A 22,520-nucleotide genomic window follows, 5' to 3' on the forward strand; every position below is an offset into this window, starting at 1 on the left:
ATGCTTAAAGTTCCAAAAAGTTGTTACGACAGAGTGAATTGCTTTAGACTTCGTGCGGAAGATTTAATGTCGTTTAGCTATTATTTGGGAAAAATAATGAAAAAGATCCTTGTCGCTGGCGCTGCCGCCAGCCTGATGTTCGCTGCTGCCTCTGCGAACGCGATCAGTGTTAACGGTGAAGTTGGTGAACATTACACTCATCTGGGCGTGGGCTTCGGTACCACTTCTCCGGGGCTGGCATTGAGCGGTGATTACACCCATAACGATGACGACGGTGATGTGGCAGGTTTAGGATTAGGCTATAACATTCCGCTGGGTCCGTTTATGGCGACCGTGGGCGGTAAAGGCCTGTACACCAATCCGAAAGACGGCGACGAAGGTTATGCGGTTGCTGTTGGCGGTGGTCTGCAACTGCCTATCGCCAAAATGTTCACCCTGTACGGTGACTACTACTATTCCCCGGATTCCCTGTCCAGCGGCATTGCTAACTATGAAGAAGCCAACGCCGGTATTCGTCTGACGGCGATCCCACTGGTTACCGTGAGCGTGGGTTACCGCTACATGGCGATGGATGGCAAAGACGGCAACCGCGACAACGTGGTGGCAGACGGCGCATACCTCGGTGGCGCGATTAATTTCTGATTTTGTCTGAAGCAAAATCTGGAGGCTCGCATTCGTGCGGGCCTTTTTGTTTTCTGCCATAGGGAGATTGTGTTTCTGCTTCAGGCTTTCTACAGTGGAATGACAAAAAAACAGAAGGAGAACGGGATGCTTAGGGTTGAGATGCTGAGTACGGGTGATGAAGTGCTGCACGGCCAGATTGTGGATACCAATTCGGCATGGCTGGCGAATTATCTATTTGAGCAAGGTTTACCGATGACCAGCCGCGAAACCGTGGGCGACAGTCTGGACGCGCTGGTGGCTGTGCTTAAAGAACGCAGCCATATCGCCGATGTGCTGATCGTCAACGGTGGTTTAGGGCCAACGACGGATGATCTCAGCGCGCTGGCGGCGGCAAAAGCCTGCGGCGTCGAACTAGTGGAAGACGCGGGCTGGATTGCCACCATGCAGGCGTTCTTCAATGAGCGTGGCCGTCCGATGGCCGATTCCAACCGCAAGCAGGCGCAGATCCCGGCCAATGCCGAACTGCTGGATAATCCGGTCGGCACCGCCTGCGGCTTCAGCGTGAAACTTAACCGCTGTCAGATCTTCTTCACGCCGGGCGTACCTTCTGAATTCAAAGTGATGGTGGAGCAGCAAATCGTTCCGCGTCTGCATAAACAGTTTCCGGCGCTGGAAGCCCCGTTATGTCTGCGCCTGACCACCTTCGGACGCGGCGAAAGTGATCTCGCCACCGAGCTGGATAAACTCGAACTGCCGGAAGGCGTGGTGATGGGTTACCGCTCTTCCTCACCGATTATCGAACTGAAAGTCACCGGCCCGCGTTCTCAGGAAGCGGCGATGCACAAAGCCTTCGAACGCGTGCGGGAAGTGGCGGGGGAGAGCACTATTTTTGAAGGGCTGGGCAGCCTGCCGGATCGTCTGGCTGAACGCCTGCTGGCGCAGGATTTGCGTCTGGCGGTCAGTGAAAGTTTCACCGGCGGCCTGCTGAACTGGCGTCTGCAAAGCGCCGGGGTTCCGCTGGTCAACGGCGAGTTATTGCCACAGGGCGACGAAGCCTCACCAGAGAAATCCCTCGAATGCCTGCTGGCACGCGCGCAAAATCTGGCAGAAACTACCGGCGCACAACTGGCGCTGGCCGTCGGGGCGCTGTCTGGTGAGGAATTGAGTCTGGCGCTGCATACGCCATCCGGCACCAGCGGATTAACCATTCGTTACACTGCGACGCGTCACGGTCTGGCATTACGTCAGGAGACGATAGCAATGGTGGCGATGGATCTTCTCAGGCGTTACCTGAACGGGTGGGAACCGGTGGCGGATTATCCGTGGTTGGATCGCGTTGCTAAGGTTTAGCTTTAGCTCCCTCCCCTGCGAAGGGGAGGGCTGGGGTGGGGTATTAAAGCAAAATCAAAGAGTTGAGATTGGCTTTGATGAGATGTCAGCCCTTAAAACCCCCTCCCGTCCTCCCCCTTCGCAGGGGGAGGCGTAAAGACTAAAACGCAATCTCAATATCCCCGACCGGCATGCAACAACACGGCAAGATCTCGCCGTCGGAGATAAAAGCCAGCGGTTTTTCACTGTAAGTGACTTCACCGTTGATGAGCTTCATCCGGCAGGATCCGCAATAACCTTCACGGCACTGGTATTCCACTTCAACCTGATGATGTTCAAACACTTCCAGCAAATTCCGGTGTCCGGCTTTGCAGGCCAGTTGCTGGCCGTTTGCTGAAAGTGTGATGGTTCTGTCGGTCATTTACAGCTCGAAATCACTCAGGTCATCGGCGTGAACTTCAGAATCAATCTGACCCACCAGATAGGAGCTGACTTCCACTTCCTGCGGGGCAACCTGCACGTTATCAGACACCAGCCAGGCGTTGATCCACGGGATCGGGTTTGAGCGGGTTTTGAACGGCGCGTCCAGACCTACCGCCTGCATACGGATATTGGTGATGTATTCCACGTACTGACACAGAATGTCTTTGTTCAGGCCGATCATCGAACCGTCTTTGAACAGGTATTCTGCCCAGTCTTTTTCCTGCTGCGCGGCAAGCACGAACAGGTCATGACATTCCTGCTGACATTCCTGCGCGATTTCTGCCATTTCCGGGTCGTCCTGACCTGAACGCAACAGGTTCAGCGCATGCTGAGTCCCGGTCAGATGCAGGGCTTCGTCACGGGCAATCATCTTGATGATTTTCGCGTTGCCTTCCATCAGTTCACGTTCGGCGAACGCAAAGGAACAGGCGAAGCTGACGTAAAAACGGACGGCTTCCAGCGCGTTGACGCTCATCAGACAGATGTAGAGTTTTTTCTTCAGCTCACGCAGGTTCACCACGACAGTTTTGCCGTTGACCTGATGAGTGCCTTCGCCCAGCAGATGATAGTAGCTGGTCATCTCAATCAGCGTGTCGTAATAACCGGAGATGTCTTTCGCGCGCTTGAGGATTTCTTCGTTAGTCACGATATCGTCAAACACAATCGCCGGATCGTTCACGATGTTACGGATAATGTGCGTGTAAGAACGTGAGTGAATGGTTTCTGAAAACGCCCAGGTTTCGACCCAGGTTTCCAGCTCAGGAATGGAGATCAGCGGCAACAGCGCCACGTTCGGGCTGCGGCCTTGAATGGAATCCAGCAGGGTCTGGTATTTCAGGTTGCTCAGGAAGATGTGTTTTTCATGTTCCGGCAGCGCCTGAAAATCGATACGGTCGCGGGAAACATCAATCTCTTCCGGACGCCAGAAGAAGGACAGTTGCTTTTCGATCAGTTTTTCAAAGATTTCATGCTTCTGCTGGTCGAAACGGGCAACGTTAACCGACTGGCCAAAGAACATTGGCTCAAGAAGCTGATCGTTTTTATTCTGGGAAAAAGTACTGTAAGCCATGACGTTAACTTCCTCGGAATGCTCGGCAAAAACCCCCTGACGGGGGTTTTGAATAATAGTTTTTAGTTAAAACAGACGGTTAGATTTTGCAGGCGCCGCTTTCGCAGTCGTCAGCCACTTCGGCTTTCATGTCTTCCTGCACATCATCAGCCCCGTCGCGGGTGTTCTGATAATACAGAGTTTTCACGCCAAATTTGTAGGCCGTCAGCAAGTCTTTCAACAACTGTTTCATCGGCACTTTGCTGTTCGGGAAGCGCGACGGGTCATAGTTGGTGTTGGACGAAATCGCCTGGTCGATGAATTTCTGCATCACGCCAACCAGTTGCAGGTAACCGTCGTTGTTCGGCATATCCCACAGGAGTTCGTACTGATCTTTCAGACGCTCATATTCCGGCACCACCTGACGCAGGATCCCGTCTTTCGACGCTTTGATGCTGATGTGGCCGCGTGGTGGCTCGATACCGTTGGTGGCGTTGGAGATCTGCGAAGAGGTCTCGGAAGGCATCAGCGCGGACAGCGTGGAGTTACGCAGGCCGTGGGTTTTGATGTTTTCACGCAGCGTATTCCAGTCCAGATGCAGCGGCTCATCGCAAATCGCATCCAGATCTTTCTTGTAAGTGTCCACCGGCATGATGCCTTGTGAATAGGTGGTTTCGTTGAACCACTGACACGCGCCTTGTTCTTTCGCCAGCTCGTTGGAGGCTTTCAGCAGGTAATACTGAATGGCTTCAAAGGTTTTGTGCGTCAGGTTATTGGCGCTGCCGTCGGAATAACGCACGCCGTTTTTCGCCAGATAGTACGCGTAGTTAATCACGCCGATACCCAGCGTACGACGGCCCATCGCACCGCGTTTCGCGGCTTTGATCGGGTAATCCTGATAATCGAGCAGGGCGTCGAGGGCGCGAACCGCCAGCACTGCCAGCTCTTCCAGATCGTCGAGGCTCTCGATGGCACCGAGGTTGAAAGCAGACAGCGTACACAGCGCGATTTCGCCGTTTTCGTCATTTACGTCATCCAGCGGTTTGGTTGGCAGCGCGATTTCCAGACACAGGTTGGACTGGCGGACGGGCGCAATAGCCGGATCAAACGGGCTGTGGGTGTTGCAGTGGTCAACGTGCTGAATGTAGATACGGCCGGTGGAGGCACGTTCCTGCATCATCAGCGAGAACAGTTCAACCGCTTTCACTTTCTGCTTACGGATGCTGGCGTCCTGCTCGTATTTCTCGTACAGACGCTCGAACTCGTCCTGATCGGCAAAGAACGCATCGTACAGGCCAGGCACGTCAGACGGGCTGAACAGGGTAATGTCGCCGCCTTTCACCAGACGCTGATACATCAGTTTGTTGATCTGCACGCCGTAGTCCATATGACGGACGCGGTTGCCTTCCACACCACGGTTGTTTTTCAGCACCAGCAGGCTTTCAACTTCCAGATGCCACATCGGGTAGAACAATGTCGCCGCACCACCACGAACGCCGCCCTGAGAGCAGGATTTCACGGCTGTCTGGAAATGCTTGTAGAACGGGATACAACCGGTGTGGAACGCTTCGCCGCCACGGATCGGGCTGCCCAGCGCACGGATACGACCGGCGTTGATGCCGATACCGGCACGCTGGGAAACGTATTTCACGATGGCGCTGGAGGTCGCGTTAATGGAATCCAGGCTGTCGCCACATTCGATCAGTACGCAGGAGCTGAACTGACGGGTTGGGGTGCGCACGCCGGACATGATTGGCGTAGGCAGGGAAATCTTGAAGGTCGAAATCGCGTCGTAGAAACGTTTGATGTAGTCCAGACGGGTCTCACGCGGGTAGCCGGAGAACAGGCAGGCCGCGACCAGAATGTAGAGGAACTGCGCGCTTTCGTAGATATCGCCGGTGACACGGTTCTGCGCCAGATATTTGCCTTCCAGCTGCTTAACGGCAGCGTAGGAGAAGTTCATGTCACGCCAGTGGTCAATAAAACTGTCCATCTGCTCGAACTCTTCAGCCGTGTAGTCTTCCAGCAGATGTTTGTCGTATTTACCCATTTCAACCATGCGGGTGACCTGGTCGATCAGTTTTGGCGGTTCAAACTGGCCGTAGGCTTTTTTACGCAGGTGGAAGATCGCCAGACGCGCCGCCAGATATTGATAATCCGGGGCATCTTTAGAGATCAGGTCAGCCGCTGCTTTAATGATGGTTTCGTGAATGTCAGCGGTTTTGATCCCGTCATAGAACTGGATGTGTGAACGGAGTTCTACTTGAGAAACTGATACGTTTTGAAGACCTTCCGCTGCCCAGTCAATGACACGGTGGATTTTATCAAGGTTGATGCGTTCTGTGCGGCCATCACGTTTAGTAACAAGCAGACTTTGGTTCATTGGGTGCGATACCTTAAAGGTTTATAAAGGGTCTGACCTGGCCGCGTAAAACACGGGCGACAGCACAAGAGGTCCCTAGTGTGCTGGTCAGGATATAAACACAATATATTGTGGGTTTGTTATTTTCTGATGACAAGATAGTGACTGAATGACCCTTTTGCAAGTGAACAAAACGGGCAGATTTGTGGATAAGTTGGGGAGAAATTTTCAGCTTCCGCCTGAGGAGTCCGTCATTGCTGGCGCGACAAACCTGTCAATATCTGAGATACGATTTTCTTATATTTTTATGAAAGGTGATCGACTGCCGGTTTATTAAACGTTAGAAAAAAACGCTATATTGATCTGGATAACTATTCTAAAAAATCATGTTAAGCCGCCCCCGCCCACCAACGCGCTAAAAACTAAGGTTTTAACGCCCGGCCGCCCGTCACCTAACGCAAATTCGCCCAAACCGGCTAAAAAAAGCGCTTGCATCCGCTGGCGATTTGGCGTTATCAGTGAGCGGGAAGCCGCTCACCGTCAGCCTTGCGCGCATCATTTTTCTCATTTTTTATCACACTTTCTTAAACAGGCAGCCCTGAGAAAACCAGTGATTTTATAAATACATACCGTGAATATATTGAGTCATTTATATATTCTAAATTTATCATTAAGTCGTCTCTCTCACTCGCCTGTATTACCTTCGCCCGTCTTTAACCAGTGCGGGAATAAAATGTCGATGGTATTCAATAAAATTACAGTGTGTTTATTTTTAGCCTTTAATTTACTGCCATTGGCAGACGTTGCGTTTGCAGAAACCCTCCCGGCCTGTTCAGGCACGCAAATCACTGAAAGTTGCAACGCCAGTGCCACAACCCTGACCGATGAGACACTCAATACTTACACCGTCGCCGACGGGGCTGAAATGCAGTTCTCCGGGCTGACGGTCTCTGACGCATCAGGCGGTGCGGTTCATCTGGAAAGTAATACCTCGCTGGCGATCGTCCCCGAAGATTCCACCGGTTACAGCCTGTTTACTGACAATAAAAGCAATGGCAGCGGCGGCGCGATTTATGCCAACGAAGACTCGTCGGTTTATTTAATTAACACCGCTTTTACAGATAATGTCGCCAATGATTACGGCGGCGCCATTTACATGAACGGGTCGAACGATCGCGGTGTGGGTGACCTCACCATTATCAATGGCGTCTTTTCTGGCAATATTTCCGAAGAAGGTAAGGGCGGGGCGATTTACTCCCTGAATAATAAAGTTCGCCTGACCCATGTTTTATTTGAGAATAATCAGGCGCAAACCAGCGGAAACGGCAGCAACGGTAATGGCAGCGGCGGCGCGATCGACGCGACGGACAATACCACTGACTCTCACGGCAACATGATTATCACCAACAGCGAATTTACCGGTAATCAGGCGGAAGGAGAAGGCGGTGCCATCTTTACCAGCAGCGCGTCTACGCCTTTCCTCGTCGATATCAATATTGATGAAAATTATGAAGATAACGACGGCGTGGCGTACTACCACGATAACGTCGCCTACAACTACGGCGATGATGCGGACGCCGCAGCCGGTGGTTTCATGTATCTCGGCGACAGCGAAGCGGACTTTGATATTGCCGCAGATAAAACGCTGATCATCGGCAATACCGCCAACGACGGGGCTTATGATTCTATTGCCGGTGAAGGTGTCATATTCAAACGCGGCGAGGGTGAACTGGTGCTGAATGCCGACAACAGCGGCTTTACCGGCCTTTTCGATATTTTGGAAGGCACGGTGACGCTGGGGCGCGACGATACCCTGATCAATGCGGGTAACACACAATGTCAGACTGAAGCGGGTGCCTGTCAGGGCATCGTGTTAGGCAGTGACACTGCCGTGAATGATACCGCAATCCTGAATGTCGGCAGCACACAGCAAACCTTCAAAAATACCTTTACCGGCTACGGAAACAGCACGCTCAATATTGATGCGGGCGGCAATGTGATCGTTAGCCGCGGCGCGATGGCGGGCACCACGTCAGGTGCAGGCGATCTGACCGTCGCGCAGAACGGCAGTTTTACCCTGACCGGCGCGCAGTCCATGGGGCTGGATGGCGACATTGTGGTGGAACAAAATGCGGTTCTCAGCCTGCAGGGCGATGCAGACGATTTAGCCCTGTTACAGGCGGATCCGCAGTCCATTGTGTTAGAGGGCGGCGTGCTGGATTTATCGGATATGTCGACCTTCAACGGTGAGACAAATCAGGTCAGCGACGGCCTGACGATCACCGGGACCGGCGGCACCGTGATCGGTAACGACGATCTGGTGACGCTCGGCGCGGGTAGCGGTTATCACATCGGTGACGGCACCTCTGCCGGTGATGGTGTGTATGTCGTGATTGATGCCGGAGCCGGGCGCGTCACGCTGGCGGATAACAACGCTTATCTCGGCACCACGCAAATTGCTTCCGGCACCTTGCAGGTCACCGACAATTCTCAGCTGGGCGATGAGGCGTATAACCGTCAGGTGATTTTCACCAATCCGGCGCAGGCCAGTACGCTGGATGTTTCCGCACCAGCAGACGGCAGCGGGCAGGTCGATACCACATCAGCACAAACCGGCAAGGCGCGGGACATTGAAATGCGGGCCTCAGGGACGATGCAGGTGGACGACGGCGTAACCACGCAATGGGGCGGTTTAATGGCCGACAGTAGCGGCGCGCAGGCGGACGTGAACAGCACGTTCACGAAAACCGGCAACGGCACGCTGATTCTGGACGCAACAGGCAGCAGCCATTCCGCCGTGCGTGTCGAGCAGGGCACCTTACAGGGCGGGGCGGAAAATATCCTCGCCAGCGCGTCTTCCCTGTATGTCGGCGACCATGCCACTTTTGAAACCGGGCTGGATCAGCAGGTGCAAAGCCTCGATGTGACCTCCGGCGGGACGGTGGTGATTTCCGAGGGTACCCAGCTGATGCTGACCCATCAGGACACTTCTGCGGCGCTGGATGCCAGCCTGTTTGCGGATACGGACGGCACGCTGGTCAACGCCACGTCCGGCATGAGTCTGCAAGGCACGCTGAACACCAATATGTCCCTTGATGCCTTAACCTATCTGGCCGGTGTCACGGTGAATGGCAATCTGGATAACAGCGCAGGAACCGCCAGCCTGCAAAACGGCACAGCGGGGGATACGCTGACGGTGAACGGTGATTACACCGGCGGCGGCACCGTTGCGCTGGATACTGAACTGAACGGCGATGCATCGGCCACCGATCAACTGATCCTCAATGGCAACACGTCCGGAGATACCGCGCTGGCGATTGTGCCGGTCGGCGGTATCGGGCAGGCCACGCAAACCGGCATCAAAGTTGTCGATTTTGTTGCCGACCCGCAAACGAATAATAACGCGGCAGATTTCCATCTGGCGGGCGATCAGCAATATATCAATATGGGGGCCTACGACTATTCGCTGGTGCAGGATAATCAGGACTGGTATCTGCGTTCGCAGGTGGTGACGCCAGATCCGCAATCTGAGCCGGTGCCCGGTGGTGACGATTTTACACCGGTGCTGAATCCGAAAATGGGCGGCTATATGAGTAACCTGCGCATCGCCAATAACGTCTTCAGTATGACGGCGCAGGATCATGCCGGTGCCGATCACGATCATCTGAAATTGCGTGTGGATACCGCGCGCGACAGCGCCACCTTTGGCAATCAGATTGACAGCCACAACGACACGTCGGTGGCGCAACTCAGCGCCAATTTCCTGCAACATTCTGCGGGCAATGGCGAGTTACTGGCGGGTGTGGTGGCGGGCTACAGTCATAACAGCGGCGACAGCACCAGCGTGCTGACCGGACGTAAATCCGACAATGACAGTCAGGGTTACGCCGTGGGGCTGACCGGTGCCTGGTATCAGGATGCGCAGGCGCATCAGGGAGCCTATCTCGACAGCTGGCTGCAATATGCCTGGTTTGATAACGGCGTCAGCGAAGAGGATACGGGTGACGATCATTATCACTCATCCGGGCTTCTGGCCTCACTGGAAGGCGGTTACCGTTTCACTCTGATGCAGGGAAATCAGTGGAGCTGGACCCTGCAACCACAGGCGCAGGTGATTTATCAGGGCGTGAAACAGAAGGATTTCACCTCGGCCAGTCAGTCAAAAGTGGCACAGGCGGGTGATGACAATATCCAGACGCGAGTGGGTTTACGCAGCGAATGGGATATTCATCCGGGCAAAACGCTGCATATCAAACCTTTCGTCGACGCCAGCTACCGCCATAACAGTGCGCAGACCTCCCTGAATGTCGACGGTGTGAGTTTTAGCGATAACACGGCAAAAGACAGCGCGGAACTGAGTGCCGGTATCAGCGGCAACCTTGGCGCGAATACCACCGTCTGGGGCAAAATCGGACAGCAAAAAGGGTCGGATGATTTTTCGCAAACCGAAGGTTCCGTCGGGTTGACTGTCCGCTGGTAAAACGGCCGGAAAGAAAGCATAAAAAAAGGGTGACAGACGGATCTGTCACCCTTTTTTGCTGGCCGTGTTTTACAGGGCCTGCGTGTGGATCATGTAATTCACATCCACGTTTGGCCCGAGCTTAAAGTGATCCGTCAGCGGGTTGTAATGCAGCCCCATAATATGACGTTCAAACAGCGCGGTGCGGTCAATCATGCTCAGCAATTCAGACGGCTTGATGAATTTTTTGATGTCGTGCGTGCCTTTCGGCACCATCTTCAGCACGTATTCTGCGCCGAAAATCGCCATCAGCCAGGCTTTGTTATTGCGATTGATGGTGGAGAAAAACACGTGACCGCCCGGTTTCACCAGACGCGCACAGGCGGCAACCACCGAAGCCGGATCCGGCACATGTTCCAGCATTTCCATGCAGGTCACCACGTCGTATTGCTGCGGATGCGCTTCGGCATGTGTCTCCACGGTTTCCTGCACGTAATCGACTTTCACTCCGCTTTCCAGCGCATGTAACCGCGCCACCTGCAACGGCTCGCCACCCATGTCCAGCCCGGTGACTTTCGCGCCCGCCACCGCCATGCTCTCACTCAAAATGCCGCCACCGCACCCGACATCCAGCACGTTCTTGCCGAACAGGCCATCGGCGCGTTCGAGAATGTAGTTCAGACGCAGCGGATTGATACGGTGCAGCGGTTTGAATTCGCCTTCCAGATCCCACCAGCGCGAGGCGACGGCCTCAAACTTGGCGATTTCTTCGTGGTCGATGTTTTGTGTTGCTGAGGACGGTGTGGTTGCCATGAGCGTGATGAACTCCTTATAACTTGATTAGCGGATTATACATATTCCATCTGCTTTGGCGCAGTTTTGTGGTTCTGGTTAATGTTTATACGAAATGCAGCCGTTTGCGCAAAGGTTTGAAACGCGTTGGATAATAGTACGCAAAAGGGGGCGGTTGTTTTCCACGTTTGGCTGGTTTGTGGTATAGTTTTACACCTTTGCGCTATATATGCCTACGTGGGCAGCGGCCATGAATAATCAGTAGAGGGATAGCAGCTCCATGAGCGACCTTGCCAGAGAAATCACACCGATTAACATCGAAGAAGAGCTGAAAAACTCTTATTTGGATTATGCGATGTCCGTTATTGTCGGACGTGCGTTACCAGATGTGCGCGATGGTTTGAAACCGGTGCACCGCCGCGTACTTTTCGCAATGAATGTCCTCGGTAACGACTGGAATAAAGCCTACAAAAAATCGGCCCGTGTGGTCGGTGACGTTATCGGTAAATATCACCCGCACGGTGATACCGCGGTGTATGACACCATTGTTCGTATGGCTCAGCCTTTTTCACTTCGCTATATGCTGGTGGACGGCCAGGGTAACTTCGGTTCGGTGGATGGCGACTCCGCCGCCGCCATGCGTTACACCGAAATCCGCATGTCAAAAATTGCTCACGAATTGCTGGCAGACTTAGAAAAAGAAACTGTCGACTTCGTGCCAAACTATGACGGCACCGAACAAATTCCTTCTGTGATGCCAACCCGTATTCCTAACCTGCTGGTCAACGGCTCGTCAGGTATCGCCGTCGGTATGGCAACCAACATTCCGCCGCATAACCTCACCGAGGTGATCAACGGCTGTCTGGCATACATTGAAGATGAAAACATCAGCATTGAAGGGCTGATGGAACACATCCCGGGGCCGGACTTCCCGACGGCGGCGATCATCAACGGTCGTCGCGGCATCGAAGAAGCTTACCGTACCGGTCGTGGCAAGATTTACATCCGCGCCCGCGCGGAAGTGGAAGCCGATGCGAAAACCGGTCGCGAAACCATCATTGTTCACGAGATCCCGTATCAGGTGAACAAAGCCCGTCTGATCGAAAAGATCGCCGAGCTGGTGAAAGAAAAACGTGTTGAAGGGATCAGTGCCCTGCGCGATGAGTCTGACAAAGACGGCATGCGTATTGTCATTGAGATCAAACGCGATGCGGTCGGCGAAGTGGTGCTGAACAACCTGTATTCCCTGACCCAGTTGCAGACCTCTTTTGGTATCAACATGGTGGCACTGCATCAGGGTCAGCCGAAAATTCTCGGCCTGAAAGAAATCCTGTCTGCCTTCGTCCGCCACCGCCGTGAAGTGGTGACACGCCGTACCATTTTCGAACTGCGTAAAGCCCGCGACCGTGCTCATATCCTCGAAGCACTGGCCATCGCGCTGGCAAACATCGACCCGATCATTGAACTGATCCGTGCTGCACCGACGCCGGCTGAAGCGAAAGCGGGCCTGGTGGCGCGTTCATGGGATCTGGGCAACGTTGCCGCGATGCTGGCAAGTGCCGGTGACGATGCAGCCCGTCCTGAATGGCTGGAGCCGCAGTTTGGTATTCACGACGGGAAATACTTCCTGACTGAACAACAGGCGCAGGCCATTCTGGATCTGCGTCTGCAGAAACTGACCGGCCTTGAGCATGAAAAACTGCTGGATGAATACAAAGAGCTGCTGGTACAAATCGCCGAGCTGCTGTTCATCCTGTCCAACCCTGAACGTCTGATGGAAGTCATTCGTGAAGAACTGGAAGCGATCCGCGATCAGTATAACGATCCGCGTCGTACCGAAATTACGGCCAATACGTCTGACATCAACATCGAAGACCTGATCAATCAGGAAGACGTTGTGGTGACCTTGTCGCATCAGGGCTACGTGAAATACCAGCCTCTGACCGATTACGAAGCGCAGCGTCGCGGCGGTAAAGGTAAGTCAGCAGCACGCATCAAAGAAGAAGACTTTATCGATCGTCTGCTGGTGGCCAACACCCACGACACCATTCTGATGTTCTCAAGTCGCGGACGTCTGTACTGGATGAAAGTCTATCAGTTGCCGGAAGCCAGCCGCGGTGCCCGTGGCCGTCCTATCGTCAACCTGTTGCCGCTTGAGCCGAACGAACGTATTACCGCCATTCTGCCAGTACGCGAGTACGAAGAAGGCCGTCATGTGTTCATGGCGACCGCCAGCGGTACCGTGAAGAAAACCGCCCTGACTGATTTCAGCCGTCCACGCAGCGCTGGCATCATCGCCATCAACCTTAACGAGGGTGATGAGCTGATTGGTGTTGACCTGACTGACGGTAAAGACGAAGTCATGCTGTTCTCTGCGGCCGGTAAAGTGGTGCGCTTCTCTGAAGAAGCGGTCCGCTCGATGGGCCGTACGGCGACCGGTGTACGCGGTATCCGTCTGGGCGAAGGCGACAGCGTTGTGTCGTTGATCATCCCACGCGGCGACGGGTGTATTCTGACTGTGACGCAGAACGGTTTCGGTAAACGTACTGAATCGACCGAATACCCAACCAAATCCCGTGCAACGCAGGGCGTTATCTCGATCAAAGTGAGCGAGCGTAACGGACCGGTTATTGGCGCGATCCAGGTGGATGAAGCCGATCAGATCATGATGATCACCGATGCCGGCACCCTGGTGCGTACCCGCGTTTCCGAAGTGAGTACTGTTGGCCGTAACACCCAGGGTGTGACGCTGATCCGTACCGCAGACGACGAAAACGTGGTGGGTCTGCAACGTGTTGCAGAACCGGTAGAAGACGAAGAACTGGATGGCGTAGCCACCGAAGCGGGCGAACTGGAAGCAGCACAAGCGGCTGACCAGCCAGACGACGCAGAAAGTGAAGACGATCAGCCAGCAGATGACGAAGAAGAATAAGTCTTCTTAGTCAGATAACAAAAGGGCATAACATTTGTTATGCCCTTTTTTATAGAAACCGCAACAATAGTGTATTCTGAATTCAAATTTATCCCGCTCTCAGAGCCGTAACATCAATGGTTAACCCTTGAAATATCTTGCTTCGTTTCGCACCACGCTGAGGATCTCCCGTTATCTTTTCCGGGTGCTGGCGCTTATGTTGTGGACACTGGGGGTGCTGCTGACCACCTTTTATGTGCTGAGTATTTTCCATAACAAAGAATCCGAGATCCGTGATGAGGACAACCTCAATTACGATCTGGCGCAGAGTTACGTCAAAAACTCGAATGACGTCATGCACAGCATTAAGTTTATGGCAGAGAAACGGCTCAGCGACTCGATGAACGGGCTGGATATCATCAATGGCATGATCAGCACCAAAAATACCACGCCGACGTATCTCTCCCTGTTCCCTGAATCTGATTGTTCCCAGATCAACGACAGCTACCGTAATTCGCTGTCTTCACTGGGTAACATGATCCACTACTGGAAAGACAATTTTTCCGATGCCTATGATCTCAACCGCGTGTTTTATATCAGCGGTGAGAATTTGTGTCTGGTCGATTTCGGTATCAGCAGTGAACCGCTTGAGCGTGAGAGTCAGGATCAACTGAAATCGCTGCACGAAAAAATCCTGCAATACCGCAACGGCAAGAGTCAGGATAAAGAAAACAGCCTGTACTGGGTGTCACAGTCCGACAATAAAGACTCCGGTTATTTGTACGTGCTGACGCCGATTTATGTTGGCAACAAGCTGGAAGCGCTGATGGGCATTCAGCAAAACCTGCGTATGGAAGATCTGATCAACCCGAACGCCCAGCACACTTCCGTCACGCTGCTGGACGCCGATGATCAACCCTTGCTGCGGATTTCTGAAAATGAACACACCAATCCCGCGCCGGGAGTGTATCCGCAGGAAAGCGCGTATTTCGGATACGTGAATGGCTACAAAGATCTTATTTATAAAAAGCCGCTGACGCCATCGTCCCTCAGCGTGGTGTATTCCATGCCGTTTAATACGGTGATTGAGCGGTTTAAAATCCTGATATTTAACGCCGTCTTACTGAATATTTTCTCCGGCCTGCTGCTGTTTATTCTGGCCTGGGTATTTGAGCGCAAAATGTTTTTACCGGCGGAGGAGAACGCTTTCCGGCTGGAAGAGCACGAGCAGTTCAATCATAAAATCGTGGCCTCAGCCCCGGTCGGGATATCCATTTTGCGTATCAGCGATGGCGTAAACATCCTGAGTAACGAGCTGGCGCACAACTATATCAGCATGCTGACGCAGGAAGACCGGCAGCGCATTACGCGGATCATCTGCGATCAGCAGACGAATTTCGTCGATGTTATCACCAAGAACAATAACAACATCCAGCTGAGCTTCGTGCATTCGCGTTACAGAAACGAAGACGTGGCGATTTGCGTACTGATCGACGTCAGCGCGCGGGTGAAAATGGAAGAATCCCTGCAGGAAATGGCGAACGCCGCCGAGCAGGCCAGCCAGTCGAAATCTATGTTCCTGGCGACGGTCAGCCACGAATTACGTACGCCGCTGTACGGTATCATCGGTAACCTGGATTTACTGCAAACTCAGGGACTGCCGCAGGGGGTTGACCGTCTGGTGACGGCGATGAACAACTCCTCGGCGCTGTTACTGAAAATCATCAGCGACATTCTCGACTTCTCCAAAATCGAATCCGAGCAGCTGAAAATCGAGCCGCAGGACTTCTCCTGTCGCGAAGTGATCACCCACATTGCCGGTAACTATCTGCCGCTGGTGGTGAAAAAACGCCTCGGGCTGTACTGCTTTATCGAGCATAACGTGCCGTTATCGTTCAATGGCGATCCGGTGCGTTTACAGCAGGTCATTTCGAACATTCTCAATAACGCGATCAAATTCACCGATACCGGCTGTATCGTGCTGAACGTCAGAACCTGCGGCAACTACCTCGAATTCCAGGTACGCGACACCGGCGTCGGCATTCCCGAGCGGGAAATCACCCGCCTGTTTGATCCGTTCTTCCAGGTCGGAACCGGCGTGCAACGTCATTTCCAGGGCACCGGTCTTGGTCTGGCGATTTGTGAAAAACTGATCAACCTGATGGACGGTGATATCGACGTTGAATCCGAGCCGGGGCTGGGCAGTTCGTTTACGGTGCGAATTCCGCTCTATAACGCCACGTTCCCGTCGGGCGAGCCGCTGGATGACTGGCAGGATAAAACGGTCTGGCTGGATGTGCGTAATGCGTATCTGGAAAGCTACCTGATGCAGCTGATGCGCTACAACGGTGCGAATGTTCAGCGCTGCGAACCGGGGCTGCAAAGTCAGCGTGAAGACGTGTTAATCACCGATACTCCGTTCATCCATAATGGAGAGCTGGCGGCGCAAATCGAGTTTTCTATCGATCATATCGGTCCGCCGGTGGAAACCCGGCCGGGCTATTGGGTTCACAGCACCTCGACACCGCTGGAGATCACGGCGCTGCTCAACCGGATTTACCATCTTGAGGCAACGGCGGAAGAGGGCGGTTTACCGGCACCTGAAGCCGCAGTGACGCAGGACTTCAGCGACATCACCCTGCTGGTGGTCGACGACCATCCGATCAACCGCCGACTGCTGGCAGATCAGCTGGGCACAATGGGCTATATCGTCGTCACCGCCAATGACGGGATGGATGCGCTGGATGCCATGCGCGCTCATGAAATTGATATCGTGCTCAGCGACGTCAACATGCCGCGACTCGACGGCTATGGCCTGACGCAAAAACTGCGTGAGCTGGGCCATACGCTGCCGGTGATTGGGGTAACGGCCAACGCGCTGGCGGAACAGCGTCAGCGTTGTCTGGAAGCGGGTATGGATAACTGCCTGTCGAAGCCGGTCACGCTCGATACCCTGCGCAGTACCCTCAGCTACTACAGCGCGCTGGTGCGCAAAAAACGACAGTCCTGACGGACGACGTCGGAAAATACAAAAGGCACCGTGAGGTGCCTTTTGTACGTCTGTGAGCCGTCCTGAATAAGGGATAACGGAACAGATATCTCACATAAGTCGTGCGAAAAGGTGAGACTGCCTTGAAACCCTGTTAATGGACTGAAGCACTGCTTTCGCTTTCTGGTGGAGTCTCGGATGGATTTTTCCTCAGGCCGACAACCAGTGTCATCTCATTTATATTGATGTCCATCAGGTTACTGCCTTTGTGTTTCATCAGGGCCGTCATTGAGACAGCGAGCGCCAGCATATATTCATCTACAGACAATCCAGTGTCTTCAGCGACTTTCTCGATTGTATTGACCATTTTTTCTACAACTTGAGTTCTCATTCTCTATTCCTTTAGTCATTTACTGATGTGAGTGCAGGTAAACCTGCCAGCCAATAATGATCCTGAGCCGTCATCTCCAGACAGCTTTTGTCTCTTCGTTAATATTATCCGTTTACGATGGTAAGAGAGCCGGTGGAAATCTACAACACCCGGCGTCCCATTTGTCGTTAAAATACAAAACGCCCGATAAAGTTCATCGGGCGTTTGAAGGCTGAAAAGGGTCAACCGATATCATGACATGTGACTGAAATAATATATTTTCTGAAACGTTAGTCTTTATCCACCGGCTGGGAGCTGACGGAAGACAGGTAGTTCAGCAGGGCGATATCGTTTTCAACGCCCAGTTTCAGCATGGCCGATTTCTTCTGGCTGCTGATGGTCTTGATGCTGCGGTTCAGTTTTTTGGCAATCTCAGTCACCAGGAAGCCTTCTGCGAACAGGCGCAGCACTTCGCTTTCCTTCGGTGACAGGCGTTTGTCGCCGTAACCGTTGGCGCTGATTTTTTCCAGCAATTTTGCCACGCTGTCAGGCGTGAATTTTTTACCTTTCTGCAAAGCGGCCAGCGCTTTCGGCAGATCGGTGGGTGCGCCTTGTTTAAGCACAATCCCTTCGATATCCAGATCGAGAACAGAACTGAGGATCGCCGGGTTATTGTTCATGGTCAGAACAATAATGGAGAGCTGCGGGTAATGGCGTTTGATGTATTTGATCAACGTGATGCCATCGCCGAATTTGTCGCCCGGCATGGACAGGTCTGTGATCAACACATGGGCATCAAGTTTGCTTAAGCTGTTAACCAGTGCCGTTGAGTCTTCGAACTCGCCTACAACATTCACCCATTCAATTTGTTCAAGGGACTTACGAATACCAAACAGGACGATAGGATGGTCATCAGCAATAATTACGTTCATATTATTCATGTGATTAGCTACCTTGCTGGAGCAGTCTGGAGACAAAAGAATCAATGTGATTGATGGTTTCAGTAATCTGTAATGCATCGCCATCTGCGATGTATTGTTCTAACGATTCACACATTTGCTTGCCTGGGGTCAGGTTCAGCATGGCGAACACCCCCTTGAGACGATGTGCTGTTTGGGAAAGTGATGTGAAATCACGGCGTTGGTTTTCATTATACAGTTTCTCAAGATCTTCCGGTACTGTCTCGACAAAAAGCTGATAGTAATCGCTTGATTTTAGCTGCTTTTCATAAAAGTCGAGAGAGTCTTCTCCGGGTTCTTCGGGTGAAACACTGTCATCGGACACAGCAAATTGCTGCTCAATTAACAGTAAGGTTGCGTCGATCAGCGCACTGCTGATGTTGTAATTGACGCGGATATAATGCTTTTCAAGCTGCTGGAAACCGGACTCATCGTCGGTCAGCAGCAGCGTAAATTTGTCACTGTTTTGCGGATTATCTGTCAGTAAAACATCATATTCCCGCGCCACCTGACGGTCATCCGCCACGATGCAGACAGCGCCGTAAGCGTTCATGGTCCGCGTAACAATACCGCGAACTTCATCCGATGTGATATCGAGTAACACCGTCACATCGTTGAGTAATTTCTCGTCGTCCGCTTCCACTTCCTGCGCTTCCTGACGCTGTTTAACGCGAACAGTATAGCGCGTGCCGATATTGAGCTTGCTGCGGATTTCCAGCTGACCGCCCAGTTTTTTGCACAACTGATTACACAGGAAGAATGTCAGCCCGGAGCCGTGATTAAAGCGATCGACTAACGTCTGGCTCAGGAAAGGATAATTCAGATTGCTCAATTCTTCTTTGGAAATTCCGCTGCCGGTGTCGTTAATGTGGAAAATCAGCTGATCCGGGCGATCTTCGTCCTGTTCGCTGGTCAGCGTGACTTTACCCAGAGACGTCGTGACAATGGCGTAATCAAGCAGCAGGGACAGGATTTTCTTCACGGCCTGCACATCGCCGGTAAAGGTGGCGTCCGGCGCAATCTGGAAATGATTGAGCAAGCCAAGTCCTTTCTGACTCAGGCGGGGCAGGGCCTCGAGCAGCAGTTCATCAACCATCGCCGACAGCACATAGCTTTCATTGGCCGGTTGCCAGTCCTGGGTTTCCAGCCGGGTCAGCAGGGTGATGTTATCCACCAGCGTCAGCGCATTCCGCGATTCATTGAGCAGCTTGCCTTCCAGCGTCTGACGTTCTTCGGGTTGCTGTTCTTCCACCAGCGCGACCGCCAGCCCGTTCAGTTCCTGCAACGGCTGATTCAGCTCAATGCCCAAATTATGCAGCATCAGTTTGCGCGCCTGCAGGTTCTTCTCAAACTCACGTTTGGCCTGTTGCAGCGTGCGGTTCACCATCACCTCTTTATCCTGATCGTGGAGCATAAACAGGTAAGTTTCCGGCGAAATCTGACTGCGGATCATGCGGATTTCATAGACTTCATTATTCACCGTTGCCTGAATGGTGCCGTGATGCTGCTCGGCCATATTGGCGATTTTATTCAGGCTAAGGTGCGGTAACAGCTGATCAGCGATTTTGTTACTGAGGATCACGCTGTGATTGCTGAAGTTATACACCAGCAAACCGAGCGGCAGACCCGAGATGATTTCCTGATTCAGCGCCTGCTGCATTTGCAACTGCGCGGCCATATTCTCGCTTGGCCGGATGTACTGATGGCGGATGAAATAGATGCTGGCCATCGCCAGACCCATCAGGAACAGGTTGATGAGGATCAGCCAGAAGTTATTGCGGGAAAGATCCACCACCAGACTGACCAGCGGCACGTGATAGGTCAGCGACAGCGGGGAATTGCTCAGCGGCACGTCAAACACCAGCGACCAGCCCTGCATCACAATGCTGCTGGCGGCGGCGTTGTCATCATCTGCCGGATCGCCTTCATTCACGGCGGTGGTGTTGCCATTAAGCTGGAAATTATCCCGCGCCATGTTGTAAGGGATCAGATCACTCATCGGCAGATCGAAGGCAATCACGGTCGCCAGATGGCCCGGATTATTGAAGGTTGTGCGCAGTGAGAAAGAGTAATCATTGCTCTGGCGTGATTTACGCAAAGCCGAATAACTTTCACGTTCATCCAGCGTGTTGGCCTGTTGCAACATTTCGGCGCGACGCGATTGCAGCGTACTGGTGAAGTAGTTTTCCTTCAGGCGGGAATCCTGCTGTTGCAGCGGCACGGTGGTGACCAGCAGCATGCTGTTGTCCTGACCGTTAAGGTAGTACAGCGAATACGGCTGGTTAGTGGCGCCCCACTGGTCATCCAGAAACGCCGAAATTTTCAGGGTCAGATCCAGCGTTGAGCTGTCATGTGTACCGAAAATCAGCGCATCGGTTTTTTTGTGAGGTTTCGAGACAAAATACATGTCCTGACGCAGGCGGATTTCCTGCGCGCTGACCGCTTCCGGCGACAGCGGCTGGCCGGTGAAGTTGTCATAAATCTGATAGGTCATATAACGGTACTTATCGATGCGTTTTTGCAGCAGTTCGGCGGTGTTCTGCACCGTGCGCAGTTTATCGTTCAGATAAGCATTGGTGTAATTATAGCCATACAGGCCCAGCCCCATGACCAGCAGCAAAACGAAGAACCAAAAGAACCGCGTGATATTGGTCGAGGTCAGCGATAAGTATTTACCAGCCATGATGATGAGTTTTTTCCTTCATTCTTGTTATCACTCTTTTTTATCTGACAACGGCTCTGGCGCAGGCCGCGACGCATAACATCATGGCTGCCACGCAACCTAAGGCAATGGACAGGCTGCTGACTTGCGCAATAAAACCGATCAATGCCGGACCGGCCAGGATCCCGGCGTAGCCCAATGTGGTCACCGACGCAATCGCCATACTGGCGGGCATCGACGTCTGATTTCCCGCCGCGCTGAACATGATGGGCACCAGATTAGCGGCACCAAATCCAATCATGACAAAGCCCAGTCCGGCTATCCACAAATTATCGACGGTGGTCAGCAACACCAGCCCGAGGCTGGCACATAAACTGCCGTACATCAGCACATTAAAACGGCCAAACGTGGCGATGATCCGGTCACCGGTAAGACGTCCGGCGGTCATGGCGACGGAGAACACCGCGTAACCCAGACCGGCCTGATGGGCCGACACGCCGCGTTCCGTCGTCAGGAACAGTGCGCCCCAGTCCAGCATTGACCCTTCGGTCATAAACATCACAAAACATAAAAATCCGAGCAATACCACCCAGCCACGGGGCAGCACAAATATCGGGCCGTCGCCTTCATGACGGGTGTGACGCCACAAATGCGGACTGGTAAACACCACCAGAATCGCCAGCAGTATCACCACCAGAACCACCGACTGAAACGGTGTCAGCCCGAGAAACAGCAGCCCGGTGACCGCCAGCGCGCCAAAAATACTGCCCATGCTGAAGAAGCCATGAAACCCGGACATCATCGCGCGTCCGCTGGCTTTTTCCACCACCACCGCATGCACGTTCATCGCCACATCAATCATGCCCATTGCGGCACCGAACACCAGCAGGATCAGCGCCATGCCCGCCGTGCTGTCCATCAGCGTCAGCAAAGGCAAAGACAACAACAGCAAGGTGCTGGCAATCAGAATCACCGTCTTACAGCCCAGCTTACCGGTCAGAAAACCGGTCAGCGGCATCGAAAAGGTCGAGCCTGCGCCGATGCACAACAGCAGCAGTCCCAGCGTGCCGTCGCTGATCGCCAGACGCAATTTCACAAAGGGCACCAGCGGTGCCCAGGCGGCCATGGCAAAGCCCGAAAGCAGAAACGTCAGTCGTGTTGCATGTTGCTGCGCCACGCCCGGTACAGAGGCGGCCGCGCGCGGTAAGGCAGGGGATGAATCTGTGGTCATCGGGTCATGAGACATGACGGTAAAATCCTTTTTGCTGTACGTAAGAAGGGTGACTCACATTCCACCTGTCTGACTGACCGGACACTTTATCAGAAAGCATAAGTTACTGTGATTGCACATAGTCTTAATTATTTGTTAGTGAAATAGGTTAACGCCAGAAAATCTAAAAGACGATCACACAATTGGTAAGTCATTTTGATGGTTAAAGCCTGAGTCTAACACTTGATTTTATTAATAATAAGCCCGCTTACTCTTCATGGGTAAGTTGCAAAGATGTTGTTTTTTATAGTTATGTTTAGCG

Annotated in this window: 13 protein-coding genes; 5 read left to right on the plus strand and 8 right to left on the minus strand. The window is 53.0% G+C overall.

The genetic code is table 11. The annotated features are described in order from the left end of the window. Positions 1 to 96 precede the first annotated feature (96 nt). Both EYY67_RS04755 and EYY67_RS04760 read left to right on the plus strand, forming a co-directional pair. A complete protein-coding gene (locus EYY67_RS04755) occupies positions 97 to 642 on the plus strand; it encodes a YfaZ family outer membrane protein (RefSeq protein WP_095922823.1) in 546 nt (181 codons plus the stop codon). A 126-nt stretch (positions 643 to 768) separates the two neighbouring features. Continuing rightward, positions 769 to 1,974 carry a nicotinamide mononucleotide deamidase-related protein YfaY gene (locus EYY67_RS04760; RefSeq protein WP_131692960.1) on the plus strand — a complete coding sequence of 402 codons (1,206 nt, stop codon included), beginning with the start codon at positions 769 to 771 and terminating at the stop codon, positions 1,972 to 1,974. Positions 1,975 to 2,113: 139 nt separating this feature from the next. Here the strand turns inward: EYY67_RS04760 and yfaE are convergent, their stop codons facing one another. From yfaE to nrdA, 3 genes are all read right to left on the minus strand, one after another. After that, positions 2,114 to 2,374, minus strand: coding sequence for a class I ribonucleotide reductase maintenance protein YfaE (gene yfaE, locus EYY67_RS04765; protein WP_095922821.1), 261 nt, complete (start codon positions 2,372 to 2,374; stop codon positions 2,114 to 2,116). Further along, positions 2,375 to 3,505, minus strand: coding sequence for a class Ia ribonucleoside-diphosphate reductase subunit beta (gene nrdB / locus EYY67_RS04770; RefSeq protein WP_095922820.1), 1,131 nt, complete (start codon positions 3,503 to 3,505; stop codon positions 2,375 to 2,377). It lies immediately after the preceding gene. Positions 3,506 to 3,584: 79 nt separating this feature from the next. After that, entirely contained in the window at positions 3,585 to 5,867 is a 2,283-nt protein-coding gene (gene nrdA, locus EYY67_RS04775; RefSeq protein WP_095922819.1) for a class 1a ribonucleoside-diphosphate reductase subunit alpha, read from the minus strand. A 718-nt stretch (positions 5,868 to 6,585) separates the two neighbouring features. Here nrdA and EYY67_RS04780 point away from each other — a divergent pair. Next, entirely contained in the window at positions 6,586 to 10,326 is a 3,741-nt protein-coding gene (locus tag EYY67_RS04780; protein WP_131693009.1) for an autotransporter outer membrane beta-barrel domain-containing protein, read from the plus strand. 69 nt (positions 10,327 to 10,395) lie between these two features. Here EYY67_RS04780 and ubiG read toward each other — a convergent pair whose 3' ends face one another. Then, entirely contained in the window at positions 10,396 to 11,118 is a 723-nt protein-coding gene (gene ubiG, locus EYY67_RS04785) for a bifunctional 2-polyprenyl-6-hydroxyphenol methylase/3-demethylubiquinol 3-O-methyltransferase UbiG (RefSeq protein WP_131692961.1), read from the minus strand. Positions 11,119 to 11,377: 259 nt separating this feature from the next. On the opposite strand from ubiG, the gene gyrA reads away from it, so the two are divergent. Then, entirely contained in the window at positions 11,378 to 14,029 is a 2,652-nt protein-coding gene (gyrA, locus tag EYY67_RS04790) for a DNA topoisomerase (ATP-hydrolyzing) subunit A (protein WP_131692962.1), read from the plus strand. Between the two features lie 127 nt (positions 14,030 to 14,156). After that, positions 14,157 to 17,018 carry a two-component system sensor histidine kinase RcsC gene (rcsC, locus tag EYY67_RS04795; protein WP_131692963.1) on the plus strand — a complete coding sequence of 954 codons (2,862 nt, stop codon included), beginning with the start codon at positions 14,157 to 14,159 and terminating at the stop codon, positions 17,016 to 17,018. A 133-nt stretch (positions 17,019 to 17,151) separates the two neighbouring features. Here rcsC and EYY67_RS04800 read toward each other — a convergent pair whose 3' ends face one another. The 4 genes from EYY67_RS04800 to EYY67_RS04815 all read right to left on the minus strand — a co-directional run bounded on the left by EYY67_RS04800 (position 17,152) and on the right by EYY67_RS04815 (position 22,219). Next, positions 17,152 to 17,388: a hypothetical protein gene (locus EYY67_RS04800; protein WP_119822562.1), complete on the minus strand. Its 237-nt coding sequence runs from the start codon at positions 17,386 to 17,388 to the stop codon at positions 17,152 to 17,154. Positions 17,389 to 17,657: 269 nt separating this feature from the next. Continuing rightward, entirely contained in the window at positions 17,658 to 18,308 is a 651-nt protein-coding gene (rcsB, locus tag EYY67_RS04805; protein ID WP_013574620.1) for a response regulator transcription factor RcsB, read from the minus strand. Positions 18,309 to 18,312: 4 nt separating this feature from the next. After that, entirely contained in the window at positions 18,313 to 21,009 is a 2,697-nt protein-coding gene (gene rcsD, locus EYY67_RS04810; RefSeq protein ID WP_131692964.1) for a phosphotransferase RcsD, read from the minus strand. Between the two features lie 40 nt (positions 21,010 to 21,049). Beyond that, positions 21,050 to 22,219, minus strand: coding sequence for an MFS transporter (locus EYY67_RS04815; protein ID WP_095925179.1), 1,170 nt, complete (start codon positions 22,217 to 22,219; stop codon positions 21,050 to 21,052). Positions 22,220 to 22,520 lie beyond the last annotated feature (301 nt).

The organism is Rahnella victoriana (genome assembly GCF_004330295.1).
GTDB lineage: Bacteria > Pseudomonadota > Gammaproteobacteria > Enterobacterales > Enterobacteriaceae > Rahnella > Rahnella victoriana.

What these genes read in the sequence shown, in the direction of transcription:
- EYY67_RS04755 (WP_095922823.1), top strand. Translation starts at nt 97, where the DNA reads ATGAAAAAGATCCTTGTCGCTGGCGCTGCCGCCAGCCTGATGTTCGCT.
- EYY67_RS04760 (WP_131692960.1), top strand. Translation starts at nt 769, where the DNA reads ATGCTTAGGGTTGAGATGCTGAGTACGGGTGATGAAGTGCTGCACGGC.
- yfaE (WP_095922821.1), bottom strand. Translation starts at nt 2,374, where the DNA reads ATGACCGACAGAACCATCACACTTTCAGCAAACGGCCAGCAACTGGCC.
- nrdB (WP_095922820.1), bottom strand. Translation starts at nt 3,505, where the DNA reads ATGGCTTACAGTACTTTTTCCCAGAATAAAAACGATCAGCTTCTTGAG.
- nrdA (WP_095922819.1), bottom strand. Translation starts at nt 5,867, where the DNA reads ATGAACCAAAGTCTGCTTGTTACTAAACGTGATGGCCGCACAGAACGC.
- EYY67_RS04780 (WP_131693009.1), top strand. Translation starts at nt 6,586, where the DNA reads ATGGTATTCAATAAAATTACAGTGTGTTTATTTTTAGCCTTTAATTTA.
- ubiG (WP_131692961.1), bottom strand. Translation starts at nt 11,118, where the DNA reads ATGGCAACCACACCGTCCTCAGCAACACAAAACATCGACCACGAAGAA.
- gyrA (WP_131692962.1), top strand. Translation starts at nt 11,378, where the DNA reads ATGAGCGACCTTGCCAGAGAAATCACACCGATTAACATCGAAGAAGAG.
- EYY67_RS04800 (WP_119822562.1), bottom strand. Translation starts at nt 17,388, where the DNA reads ATGAGAACTCAAGTTGTAGAAAAAATGGTCAATACAATCGAGAAAGTC.
- rcsB (WP_013574620.1), bottom strand. Translation starts at nt 18,308, where the DNA reads ATGAATAATATGAACGTAATTATTGCTGATGACCATCCTATCGTCCTG.
- rcsD (WP_131692964.1), bottom strand. Translation starts at nt 21,009, where the DNA reads ATGGCTGGTAAATACTTATCGCTGACCTCGACCAATATCACGCGGTTC.
- EYY67_RS04815 (WP_095925179.1), bottom strand. Translation starts at nt 22,219, where the DNA reads ATGACCACAGATTCATCCCCTGCCTTACCGCGCGCGGCCGCCTCTGTA.